This window comes from Streptomyces sp. NPDC058525 (assembly GCF_042719495.1).
GTDB lineage: Bacteria > Actinomycetota > Actinomycetes > Streptomycetales > Streptomycetaceae > Streptomyces.
Genome location: NZ_JBHXNP010000006.1, coordinates 27,919 through 39,851 on the forward strand (window position 1 = coordinate 27,919; position 11,933 = coordinate 39,851).

10 protein-coding genes are annotated in these 11,933 nt (G+C 72.5%); 4 read left to right on the top strand and 6 right to left on the bottom strand.

From position 1 onward, the window contains the following. Positions 1-110: 110 nt before the first annotated feature. The 4 genes from ACFWP3_RS04850 to ACFWP3_RS04865 form a co-directional block, all read right to left on the bottom strand. Positions 111-575, bottom strand: a complete 465-nt coding sequence (locus ACFWP3_RS04850; RefSeq protein ID WP_384216209.1) for a DUF6069 family protein — start codon at positions 573-575, stop codon at positions 111-113. Positions 576-664: 89 nt separating this feature from the next. Then, complete coding sequence (locus tag ACFWP3_RS04855) at positions 665-1,291, bottom strand: GNAT family N-acetyltransferase (RefSeq protein WP_384216211.1); 627 nt, start codon at positions 1,289-1,291, stop codon at positions 665-667. Next, complete coding sequence (locus tag ACFWP3_RS04860) at positions 1,284-1,901, bottom strand: hypothetical protein (RefSeq protein WP_384216213.1); 618 nt, start codon at positions 1,899-1,901, stop codon at positions 1,284-1,286. Before ACFWP3_RS04860 ends, ACFWP3_RS04855 begins: the two co-directional genes overlap by 8 nt. Further along, positions 1,891-2,541, bottom strand: coding sequence for a TetR/AcrR family transcriptional regulator (locus ACFWP3_RS04865; RefSeq protein WP_384216215.1), 651 nt, complete (start codon positions 2,539-2,541; stop codon positions 1,891-1,893). Before ACFWP3_RS04865 ends, ACFWP3_RS04860 begins: the two co-directional genes overlap by 11 nt. Positions 2,542-2,989: 448 nt before the next feature. Between ACFWP3_RS04865 and ACFWP3_RS04870 the strand changes: the two genes are divergently transcribed. The 4 genes from ACFWP3_RS04870 to ACFWP3_RS04885 all read left to right on the top strand — a co-directional run bounded on the left by ACFWP3_RS04870 (position 2,990) and on the right by ACFWP3_RS04885 (position 9,125). Beyond that, positions 2,990-3,868, top strand: coding sequence for a MetQ/NlpA family ABC transporter substrate-binding protein (locus ACFWP3_RS04870; protein ID WP_384216217.1), 879 nt, complete (start codon positions 2,990-2,992; stop codon positions 3,866-3,868). After that, positions 3,865-4,881 carry a methionine ABC transporter ATP-binding protein gene (locus ACFWP3_RS04875; protein ID WP_384216220.1) on the top strand — a complete coding sequence of 339 codons (1,017 nt, stop codon included), beginning with the start codon at positions 3,865-3,867 and terminating at the stop codon, positions 4,879-4,881. The genes ACFWP3_RS04870 and ACFWP3_RS04875 overlap by 4 nt, the downstream gene beginning before the upstream one ends. Further along, on the top strand, positions 4,878-5,540 hold the full coding sequence (locus ACFWP3_RS04880) for a methionine ABC transporter permease (RefSeq protein WP_384216222.1): 663 nt from the start codon (positions 4,878-4,880) through the stop codon (positions 5,538-5,540). The genes ACFWP3_RS04875 and ACFWP3_RS04880 overlap by 4 nt, the downstream gene beginning before the upstream one ends. A 69-nt stretch (positions 5,541-5,609) precedes the next feature. Beyond that, a complete protein-coding gene (locus ACFWP3_RS04885; protein ID WP_384216224.1) occupies positions 5,610-9,125 on the top strand; it encodes an NB-ARC domain-containing protein in 3,516 nt (1,171 codons plus the stop codon). A 26-nt stretch (positions 9,126-9,151) separates the two neighbouring features. Here the strand turns inward: ACFWP3_RS04885 and ACFWP3_RS04890 are convergent, their stop codons facing one another. Both ACFWP3_RS04890 and ACFWP3_RS04895 read right to left on the bottom strand, forming a co-directional pair. Continuing rightward, a complete protein-coding gene (locus ACFWP3_RS04890) occupies positions 9,152-10,579 on the bottom strand; it encodes an aminobutyraldehyde dehydrogenase (protein ID WP_384216462.1) in 1,428 nt (475 codons plus the stop codon). A gap of 16 nt (positions 10,580-10,595) precedes the next feature. Then, a complete protein-coding gene (locus tag ACFWP3_RS04895; protein ID WP_384216226.1) occupies positions 10,596-11,918 on the bottom strand; it encodes a flavin monoamine oxidase family protein in 1,323 nt (440 codons plus the stop codon). Positions 11,919-11,933: the final 15 nt, after the last annotated feature.

The window sequence follows — 11,933 nt, forward strand, 5'->3', positions numbered from 1 at the left end:
CCGTACTGGTACCGCTGCGCCGCCGATCACCCTACGTCACGCCGCGGCCGGCCCGGCGCGGACGGCTCGCGCTCGGGGCGTCGTTCGCGTGCGGACCGGCATGGACGAGCTCAACGGCGGCGGCGGTACAGCTCCAGTGCGGCGACGACCGCCACGCCGAGGGTGAGGTGCATGAGCGCCAGGGCCGCGACGGTGCCGCCGTCGGCGCCGGACGACAGCGGGCCGGCCACCGACAGCAGTGCCAGCCCGCCGCCCACGTACTGCGCGATCCGCAGGAAGACCGGCTTCCACAGGGCCAGCAAGAGGGCGGCGCCCATGCCGACGACCAGCGGGACGACGGAGGCGCTGATGACGCCCCCGACCGTGATCGGGTGCTCCTGGCCGCTGTCCACGACGACGAGCGAGGCATCGGCCAGCTTGGCGACGGCAAGGACGATCAGATTGACCACGACCGCGCCGGCCGCGCCGGTGGCGAGCGCCTTCCACCAGGTGAAGCCGGAACGGCGGACCGAGGGGGCGGTGACGGACACGGCGGGGCCGGCGGGGCCCGAGTTGGGAACTGCGTTGCTCGACATGGGACTTCCTCCAACGTGTGAAGTGCTGCGCTGCCCTACGGCCGGCCAGCGGCATACGAGGAAGCCTCCAACCTGAACCTCGCTTGAGGTCAACCCCCGTCCCGGCCTTGCCCGGTCGGACGGCGGCTCATGGACGTGACGCGCAGCGGCCCCAGCGGGGTTTCGCGCAGCGTGGTGAAGCCGAAGTGGCGGTAGAGGGGGACGTTCGCCGGGTCTGCGGTGGTCAGGTACAGGCCGTGGGGGGCGGGTGCGGTCGCCAGGACGTGGTCCAGGAGGAGGCGGCCGGCGCCGCGTCCGGTCAGGTCGGGGCGGACGCCGACGAACTCCAGGGTCCAGGCCCCCGGGGGTGCGCCCGCGTCGGTGGCGTCCAGGTAGCGCAGGGTCCTGCCGAGGGCGCGCGGCCCGCAGCGCAGCCCGGTACGGGCGGCCCAGAGGGCGCGTGCGCCGGCGGCCGGGGTCGCGCCCGGCGGGGTGAGGACGGCCGCCGCGAGGAGCGGGCCGTCCGCGCCCACCAGCGCGGTACGACGGGCTCCGTCGAGGCCGGCGTGGGTGCGCAGGGTGGCCCGGAACCAGTGGGTGCGTACGCGGACCGAGCCGCCGCAGATCCAGGAGACGGCGGGCTCCCGCGCGAAGGCGGCGGCCAGCAGGTCGGCGCAGGCGTCGGGGTCGGGATCGGTGTCGATCCGCCAGGAGGGGTCGGCTCCGGCTTCAGGCATCTCGGCTCCGCTCCAGCGGCGCTTCGGGCACCAGGTGGCAGACGAGCAGCTTGAGGAAGAAGAGCGGCGCGAACCAGGCGAGCGCGGCGGGCACCGGCAGCCAGAACAGGTTGACCAGGACGGCCGCCATCAGCAGGGCCATCGCCACCGGCCGCCTGACGTGCACCGGCGCGAACTCCACGACCGCCGCCCCGCCGAGCAGCAGCGCGGCGTTGGCCAGCGTCCACTTGAGGTCACCGGACAGGACGATCAGCCCCATCGCGGCGAGGTGGATCAGGTGGGCGGAGACGAACAGCAGCCGGGCGCGCCTGGCTCCGGGGTCGGCCCGGTGGTACCAACGCTTCGCCGCGTTGGTGGCGTTGGTGAGCACGCCGCCGATGAGGTCGAGTCCGGCGAGGGCGATCACGACGAGTTGCGCGGTGGACCAGTCGCGTGCGGCCCCCGAGGTCCACAGGCCGGCGGCCAGGAGCGCGGAGCAGCCGAGGATGCCGAGGGTCTCCACCATGGACTCGGAACGGGACTTGCCCGGGCCCATGAACCGCTCCAGACGTCCCGCGAGGCCGGGCGGGGTGTCCGGTATGTCCCAGGAGATCCGCAGGTCAGCGCGCATCGGTCGGGTCCTCTCCGGCAGTTGCGGCGGCATTGGCGGCCGCCCCGCCCCACAGTCCGAGCAGCAGACGCCACAGCTGTGCCGAGCTCTCGTCCTCCGGGAAGCCGGCGGCTTCGGGGCGGGGTTCGGCCGTCATCCGGGCCAAGGCCCAGGCATCGGCGGCCCGGATGACCGCCGCGGTGGCCGACACCAGCAGCCCGTGGTCCACGTCGGTCCGGATCATCCCGAGCCGCTGCCCGTCCGTGACCAGGGCTTCGAACCAGGCGAGCCATGGGCCCGCGTGGGTGCGTCCGATGGCGGCGTCGGCGAGGGCCAGGTCCTCGGGGTGGTCGCGCAGGTGGGTGGCGAGGGCGGCGGAGCCGGCGGCGAACCGGGACCGGAAGTCGGCCTGGTCACGGGCCGGGGCCCAGGGGCCGAGGGCGTCGAGCAAGCGTCCCAACACCCGGTCGAGGACTGCGGTCAGCAGGTCTTCGCGGCCGTCGAAGTAGTGGTAGGCGGCGGTCTTGGAGACCCCCGCGGCTTCGATGATCTTGTTGTAGGAGGCGCCTTCGGTGCCGTGCTCGGCGAAGTGCCGGCGGGCCACGGCCAGGATGAGCTCCCGGCGCTCTGCGGGCAGGCGATCGAAACGGGGAAGAGGCATGACCTCACGGTACCACTGGGGTGTACTGGTGGTACACCCCAGCGGTACTCCCCCGTGGTACACCCGCGGAGCGGATTCAGAGGTACGGCGCGATGCGGTCTCTCGGACACGTTTCCTCGCGTCGCAGTCGGGGGAGGGCTCGGGCGCCGGACAGCGCCCGGCACGCCGCCCGATGGGACGCGTCAGGCACGCCCACCCGGCTCGAGGCTCGCGGTCAATGCGACCGGGAGCGTCGCGGGCGACGTGGACAGGTCGCGGAGCCGGCCGGTCCGCCGGTGCGCCGTCGTCTGGCGGTAGCCAACGCTGCGCCCCCTCGGCGCCACAGCCGCACCCTTCCATTCATTGCAGATTCATGAATTGAACCTCTCATTCGAAGGCCATAGGGCAATTTCGATCTACGATCCAGCCATCCTTTCGTTTGGTTCTTCCTCTGCACATGGATCACACAATGATTTCTGCACTGCCGCGTCGACGTACCCTGCTCGCCGCATCCACCGCCGCCGTCCTCACGCTCCTCCTGTCCGGCTGCGGCCTCGGAGGCTCGGACGAGCACCGCATCCGGGTCGGCGTCTCCGGCGACTCCCCCGAGTGGGACGTCCTCGCCAAGGAGGCCAAGAAGGAGGGACTCACCGTGGAGACGGTGGTGTTCGACGACTACTCGCTGCCCAACAAGGCGCTCAGTGCCGGCGACATCGAGCTCAACGCCTTCCAGCACCTGGTCTTCCTCGCCCAGTCCAACACCGAGAACAAGACCGACATCGCCCCCATCGCCGCGACCACGGTCGTCCCCCTCGGCCTCTACTCCAGCAAGCACAAGCAGCTCGCCGACCTCCCCGACCGGGCCGCGATAGCCCTGCCCAACGACCCCGCCAACCAGGGGCGCGGCCTGCGCCTGCTGGAACAGGCGAAGATCATCGAGCTGCGGAAGGACGCAGGCCTCTTCGCCACCCCCGACGACATCACCGCCAACCCCAAGCACGTCAAGCTCACTCCGGTCAACGCCCAGCAGACCCCCCGGGCCCTCAAGGACACGGACGCCGCGATCATCAACGACGGCGTCGCCGAACTCGCCGGCATCAAGGCCGACACCGCACTCTTCAAGGACGATCCCGCCGGGCCGCAGTCCGTCCCCTACCTCAACGTCATCGCCGCCCGCGCGGACCAGAAGGACAACGCGGACTACCAGAAGATCGTCAAGCTCTACGCGTCGCAGGTCGTCCAGGACGAGGTCCGCCGCACCAGCAACGGCACCGCCCACCACATCGAGCTGCCCGCCGCCGAACTGCAGGCCGAGGTGGCCCGTATCCAGAAGCAGCTGAAGCGATGACCGCCGCCGTGGAACTGCGCGACGTCGCGAAGGAGTTCCCGGGCGGGGCGCGCGCCGTCGACGGCGTCAGCCTCACCGTCGAGGCGGGCACGGTCTTCGGCGTCGTCGGGCACAGCGGTGCGGGCAAGTCCACCCTGTTGCGCCTGGTCAACGGCCTGGAGGAGCCGACCTCGGGCAGCGTGCTGCTGGACGGCCAGGACCTTTCCTCCCTCGGCGAGCGCCAACTGCGCCCCATCCGCCGTGAGATCGGCATGATCTTCCAGCAGTTCAACCTCTTCCGCTCGCGCACCGTCCTGGGCAACGTGCTCTACCCGCTGCGGCTGGCCGGGATGGACCGCGCGGCGGCCCGGGCCCGCGCCGAGGAGACGCTGGACTTCGTCGGTCTCGCGGGTCACGGGAAGCGCTACCCCGAACAGCTCTCGGGCGGCCAGCGCCAGCGCGTGGGCATCGCCCGCGCGCTCGCCACCCGCCCGAAGGTCCTGCTGTGCGACGAGGCGACCTCCGCCCTCGACCCGCAGACCACCGGCGAGGTACTGGCCCTGCTGCGCCGCGTCAACCGCGAGCTGGGCGTCACGATCCTCCTCATCACCCACGAGATGGAGGTCGTCCGGACCCTGTGCGACCGCGTCGCGGTCATGGAGGACGGCAAGGTGGTCGAGAGCGGCGAGGTGTACGAGGTCTTCGCGCGGCCCGGCCACCCGACCACGGCCGCCTTCGTCCGCTCCGCGCAGCACGGCGAGCCGGACGCCGGCCTCCTGGAACAGTTGCGCGCCCGCCACCCCGGCCGCCTGGTCACGCTGCCCGTCGTCGACGGCAACCCCGCCCTGGACGGCCTCTCCGAGCTCCTGCGCGTCCACGGCGTCGACTTCACCTTCGTCCACGGAGGCGTCACCGAGGTTCGCGGACGCCCCCTGGGCAGTGTGACGCTGGAACTGCGCGGCGAGGACCGCGCGGTCGAGGCCGTCGTCGCCGGGCTGCGCGTCCCCGACCGCGTGGAAGCGGGTGTCCGGTGAAGGCGGATTGGAGCACGTTCTGGCCCAAGGTCCTCGACGCCACCGGCGAGACCGTCTACATGGTGCTGATCACCCTGGCGCTGTCGACCGTGAGCGGACTGGCGGTGGGACTCACCCTCTATGCCACCCGCAAGGGCGGTGTCCTGCCGAACCGGTTCGTCCACACGGTCCTGGGCCTGCTCATCAACATCATCCGGCCCGTGCCGTTCATCATCGCGATCGTCGCGCTCGCCCCGGTCACCCGCGGGGTGGTCGGCACGATGATCGGCACGAACGCCGCGATCTTCCCGATGACGGTCGTCGCGACGTTCGGGGTCGCCCGCATCGTGGAGTCCAACCTGCTGTCCGTCGAACCCGGCGTGATCGAGGCGGCCCGCTCCATGGGCGCGAGCCCGCTGCGGATCCTGCTCACGGTCCTCGTCCCGGAGGCGCTCGGACCCCTGGTCCTCGGCATGACCTTCATGCTCGTCGCACTGATCGACTTCTCGGCGGTGGCCGGCACGGTCGGCGGCGGAGGTGTCGGCAACCTGGCGATGACCTACGGCTACCTGCGCTTCGACACCTCGGTGATGGTGGTGACGGTCCTCGTACTGATCGCGCTCGTGCAGTCGGCGCAGCTCCTCGGCAACGCGGTGTCCCGCAAGGTGCTCCGCCGCTGACACCACGCACCGCGGCGGACCGCGGTGAAGGGGTGGCGGGCCGCGGGGCGGGCGGCGAGGATCAACCCCATGGGTGGGGGAAGAAGCTGGGGCGTCCGTGCGGGAGTGGCCTGCTGTGTGGCCGCGGTGGTCTGGCTGGGCGCCATGGCGGTGCGTGACGGTTGGGGCGGGGCGGATCCCGTCGCCAGTGTGCTGGGCGCCACGGCGGGGATCGCCGCGCTCGTCGCGGCGCTGCGCACGTCCCGCGCCGGTCAGGCCTCGGAGGCGGGCCTCCCGCTGTCCGCCGCGCCGGTGGTGCCCGAATGGGTGGTGGAACGGGCCCAGGTGAGGGAGGTCGTCGCCGCCGTGTGCGGGCGGCGGGGCGGTGGAGCGGTGGGCATCACCACCGGTCTCCACGGGGCGGGCGGTTTCGGGAAGACCATGCTGGCCAATGTGGTGTGCGCCGATCCCAAGGTGCGCCGGCACTTCCGCGGTCACGTCTACATCGTCACCATCGGGCGCGAGGTGCGCGGCCGGTCGGCGATCGCGGCGAAGGTGGCGGAGGTGACCCGGTACCTCACCGGCGACGCACGCGACATCGGCCAGGACCCCGACCTGGCAGGCCGGCACTTGGCGGGGCTGCTCGCACAGCGGCCGCGCATGCTGCTCGTCCTGGACGACGTCTGGGAGGCCGAGCAGCTGGCGCCGTTCATGCACGGTGCTCCGCGTACGTGCGTCAGACTCGTCACCACGCGCAACCCGGGTGTGCTGCCCCCGGGATCGAGTCCGGTCACCGTGGACCGGATGTCCTCGCAGCAGGCCCTCGCGGTCCTGAACCACGGCCTGGACCTGCCCGAGTCGATCTCGCGCGCCCTGGTCGATGCCACGGGCCGGTGGGCGCTGCTCCTGCGCATGGCCAATCAGCGTCTGGCCGCTCAGGCCGCCACCGGCGCCGACCCCGCCGCCGCTGCCTACCAGCTCCTGACCCGGCTGCGTGCGCAGGGGCCGACCGGGGCGGACGATCCCGATGCCCCGCTGGATCTGAACGACCCCAAGCGCCGCAATGCCGCCGTGCGCGCGAGCATTCAGGCCGCCACCACCCTCCTGCCGCCCGACGGCGCCCGGCGCTTCTCCGAACTCGGCATCTTCGCCGAGGACGAGACCGTGCCCGTGCCCCTCCTGCTGCGGCTCTGGCAGACCACGGGGCATCTGGACGAAGCACGGGCGCGGGCCTTGTGCAAGCAGATGGCGGACCTGTCCCTGCTCACGCTCGACACCACCGTGGCCGAAGGCGTCGTACGGATCCACGACGTCGTCCGGGACTACCAGCGTGCCGAACTCGGCGGCGAACTGGCCTTGGTGAACCGTGCGTTCGTGGACGCCTTGGCCGCGGACCTGCCGCGTCTGGCCGCCGGCCCGGATACGACAGCGCTCGTGGACCGGGCCTGGTGGCGAACCGAGAGCCGCTACGTACGGGACCACCTCGTCGAGCACCTCGTGGACGCCGACCGGACGGACGCCGCCGAAGCCCTGGCCGGTGATCTGCGCTGGATCAGGGCGCACCTGGAGGAGCTGGGGCCCAACGCCGCCATCCGCGACCTCGACCGTGTCCGGACACCTGCGACGCGCACGATGGCACGGGATCTGGCACGTGCGGCGCACCTGCTCACCCCGACGGACCCTCCCGAGGCCCTCGAAGCCGTGCTCCACAGCCGCCTCGGGTCGCTTCCCCATTGGCACGCCCGCCGCGTGCCCCTCGCCAGGTCCCGTCCCACGCTGGTCGACAAGTGGCTCCCGCCCGACCTCCCCGACCCCTCGCTGATGCGCGACCACACCGACGCGCAGCACGGTGCCACCGCCCTGGCCGTCAACGCGCACAGCTCATGGTTCGCCACCGCCGGCCAGGACGGCACCGTCCGTCTCCGGAGCGTCAGCACGGGCACCGAGATCAGGACCCTGGGAGGGGAACAGAACGGTCCCTTGAGCGCGTTGGCGATCGGTCCGGCGGACGCGTGGCTGGCCACCGCGGGTGCGGACGGACGCGTGCGGGTGTGGGACACCGCGTCCGGAGCCCATGTGCACACCCTCAGTGGCAACACCAGCTGGGTGACCGCGCTCGTCGCCGATCCGAACGCCTTATGGCTGGCGACCGTCAATCGGGACGGCACCTCCCAACTGTGGAGCACCGCTTCCTGGAGACGGCTGCGCACTCTGGCCCTGCCCAACGGCACACCGACGATCTGGTCCCCGAACGCCGTACGGGCGGCCGGTGCGACCCCTGACGGCGCACTGCTCACCACTGTCGACTCCGTCGGCACGGCGCGGACCTGGAACACCGCCGACGGCACGCTGCTGACCACCGTCACCTGCGGTACGGGCTCGGTGCGTGCCGCCGCCGTCAGCCCGGACGGCAGCTGGCTCGCCATTGCCGCCGGCAACGGCACGCTGAGCCTCCACACCACTGATACGGGCACCGAGATCCGTGCGCTGACCCCGCGTTTGCGCGCGGTGGACACCGTCTCCGTCAGCCCGGACGGCGCGTGGCTGGCCGTCGGCGGCACCGACGGCACGGTGCGGTTGTGGGATGCCGCGAGCGGTGCCGAGCTCAGTCCCCTCACCGGAATCGGCCACGTGCGGAGCATCGCCATCAGTCCCGACCGCACGTGGCTGGCCGCTCTCAAGTCGGACGGTGCGGTACGCGTCTGTGACCCGTCCGTCGGCACCGGGCCGTCCGGCGGACCTCGGCCGGTGGTCGCCGTACGTACGCTGGCGATCGGTGCGGACGGGACCTGGATCGCGACGACCGGCGACGACGGGCTGGCCCGCACCTGGAGCCCCGCGACCGGGGAGGAGACGGGAACACTGACGGGTCACCGCGGCCACCTCGAGGCAGTGGCCGGCAGCCCGGACGGAACGGCGGTCGCGACGGGTGCCCGGGACGGTTCCGTACGCCTGTTCAACCGCGTCACCGGGGAGGAGTCGGTCTCGAGCCATCGGAGCAGCGTGCGAGCACTGGCGGTCAGACCGGACAACACCACGGTCATCGCCGTCAACCAGGACGGCACAGTGGGCCGCCGAACCCCTTCGGGGGGCCACGACATCCCCTACATGAGTGGGGCCACGTCCGTGGCCGTCAGTTCCGACGGCTCCTGGTTCGCGCTCGGGATCTGGGAAGGCATCCAGATGGTCACCGGGGACGGAGCGTCGTGGGAGGACCGCCTCGAACTGCGCAACGACGGGTGGACGGAGACCACGAGCGTGGCGATCAGCCCCGACGACACGTGGCTGGCGGCCGCTCAGGACCGTGACGGGGAGATCCAGATCTGGGACACCCGCGGCCGCCGGCTGCTCCGGACGCTCAGCGGCCATACCGGTCGGGTCAACGCGGTGGCCATCAGCCCGGACGGCACGCTGATCGCGTCGGCCGGCGCCGATATGACCGTGCGGATCTGGGACCCGGAGCAGGAGGGCGCGTTGACCCTCATGCGCACCCGCGGCGCACTGCACGCCCTCGCGTTCGGACCGGACGGCCGCTCCCTGTACGTCGGTGGCGACCACGGCTTGTTCGGCTACTCCCTTGACCCGGTCACCACGCCACGGCCCTGACCCGCGGAGGCGGGCGCGGGCGCGGGTCAGAGCATGACGTGTTTGACCTGGGTGTAGTCCAGGAGGCCCGCCATGGAGAGGTCGCTGCCGTAGCCCGAGTGCCGGACACCGCCGTGGGGCATCTCCGAGACGGTGGTGCCGTGGGTGTTGACCCAGACGATGCCGGTGTGCAGGGCGCGGGTCGCGCGCATGGCCCGGTCGTGGTTCTTCGTCCAGATGCTCGCGGCCAGGCCGTGGCGGACGTCGTTGGCCAGGTGCAGGGACTGCGCCTCGTCCGTGAAGGGCTGCACGGTCACCACGGGTCCGAAGATCTCCTCCTGCACGATCTCGTCGCCTTGGCGCACGTTCCCGACGACGGTGGGCTCGTGGAAGTAGCCCGGGCGCGGGAGGCGGGCGCCGCCGGTCACGATCTCGGCGTGGCTCGGGAGCCGTTGCAGCAGGCCGCGGACCGAGGCGAGTTGGGCGGCGTTGTTCAGGGGGCCGAGGTCGCTGTCCGGTTCGTCCGGGCCGCCCGTGCGGAGTTTCGCCGCCGCGGCCGCGAAGGCGGTGAGGAACGCGTCGTGGATCCGGTGGTGGACGAGGAAGCGGGTGGGGGCGGTGCAGTCCTGGCCCGCGTTGTAGAAGGCGACCGCGGCGAGGGCGGTGGCCGTCTCCTCGATGTCGGTGTCCTCGTGGACGATGACCGGGGCGTTGCCGCCGAGTTCCAGGTGGACGCGTTTGAGGTCGGCGGCCGCGGCGGCCGCGATCTCCCGGCCCGCGCGCACGCTTCCGGTGAGCGCGACGAGGGCGACGGCCGGGTGGGCGGTGAGTGCGCGGCCGGTGTCGCGGTCGCCGCAGACCACGTTGAGCACGCCCGGCGGCAGGTGCTCGGCGGCGATGCGTGCGAGGAGGGCGGTCGAGGAGGGGGTGGTGTCCGCGGGTTTGAGCACGGTCGTGTTGCCTGCCGCGATCGCCGGGGCGATCTTCCACACGGCCATCATCAGGGGGTAGTTCCACGGTGTGATCTGGGCGCAGACGCCGACCGGTTCGCGGCGCAGCAGGGAGGTGCGGCCCTCGGTGTACTCGGCGGCGGCGAGGCCGGGCAGGTTCCGTGCGGCTCCCGCGAAGAAGCGTACGGTGTCGGTGATCGCGGGCAGTTCCTCGTCCCTGAACTGGTGCGCGGGTTTGCCGGTGTCGCCCGTCTCGGCTGCCACGAGGGCGTCCGCGTGCCGCTCGATGGCGTCGGCGATGCCGAGCAGGGCGCGCTGGCGTACGGCCGGGGTGGTCGTGGACCAGTGTGCGTACGCCGTGGCGGCGGCGGTGCAGGCGGCGTCGACGTCGGCCGGGCCGGAGCGGGGGGCGTGGCGGTGGGCCCGGCCGGTGGCGGGGTCGACCAGTTCCGTCGTCTCGCCCGAGGCCGCGGGCCGGTCCTCGCCGGCGATGTGGTTGTGCACGGCGTACGCGTACGTGGACATGGACGTGTTCGGGGTCTCAGCCACGGCGCAGCGCCTCCTTCGCGGCGTCGCGTCCGGTGCGTACGGCGCCCTCCATGTAGCCGGCCACCCACTGGTCGGATCCGCAGACGTAGAAGGGCGGTTCGTGGGTGCCGTGGCGGGGGCCGACGGCCGTGACGTCGCCGGGGGTCCACTGGGTGACGTAGCCCTGGGTCCAGGGGTCGGTGCCCCAGAGGCGGATGTGGGTGGCGAGGGGGTGGTGCGCTTCGTCGCCGTAGAGGCGGGCGATGTCGTCGAGCAGTTCGCGGGTGCGCAGCGGGGCGGGCGTGCCGAGCAGGACGCCGAGCCGCTCGGGGGGTACGAGGGCGGAGAGGATGCCGTCGCTCTGCGGCCAGGTGCTGCCGAGGACGCCTTCGCATTCGGAGAGTCCGCTGCGGCCGCGGTCGCGCCAGAACGGGCGGTCGTATGCGGCGACGAACTTCGCGGCGAGTGCCTGTCGTTGGCGGTGCAGGGAGGCGAGGCGCTCCTCGGAGACGCCGGTGACGGTGACGGTACGGAGCGGGCCGACGGGCAGGGCGCTGACGACGGCCCCCGCGGTGAGGGTCTCGCCTCCGGCCAGTCGAACGGAGCAGGTGCCGGGGCGGCGTACGGTGACGGCTGCGACGGGTGAGCCGGTACGTATGCGTCCGCCGAGGGCGGCGGCCATGCGCAGGGCGACCGTGGCGGAGCCCTCGGCCACGCGGAGTCCTTCCCAGGCGTCGTAGTCGTAGTGGTCGGGGCCGGGTGAGGGTACGGCGGCGTGCTTGCGCAGGGCGGCGAGCAGGGAGGTGCGCTCGTAGGAGCCGTCGGCGAGGGCGAGCTGGCCGATCTCCCAGAGGCGGACGACGGCCGGGGTGGCGCCCTGGGCGCGCAGCCAGTCGCCGACGGAGGTCCGGTCCAGGGCCGTGGCGTCGGGGTGGGCCCAGGGGTCGGCGGGGTCGACGGTGCGGGCGAGTGCGCAGAAGGCGGCGGTGACCTTCTGGTGGCAGCTGTCGTCGCCGGGGCCGAACCAGTGGGGCGGGTCGCCCGCGGAGATCCCTTCGGGGGTGGCGCGGGTGAGCGCGCCGGGTTCGGCGACGTAGCTGGGGGTGAGGGTGAGGCCGAGTTCCGCGACCAGGGCCGTGTACGCGGTGTGGGCGCGGCCGACGACCTCGCCGCCGAGCTGGACCAGCCGGCCGTCGGGGAGTTCGGTCTGTTCGACGCGTCCGCCGACGCGGTCGCGGGCCTCGACGACGAGGACGTCGGCTCCGCCGGCGGCGAGGTCGTGTGCGGCGGCGAGGCCGGCGAGGCCCGCGCCGAGCACGATGACGTCGTGGTTCATGGGGTTTCCTTCGGT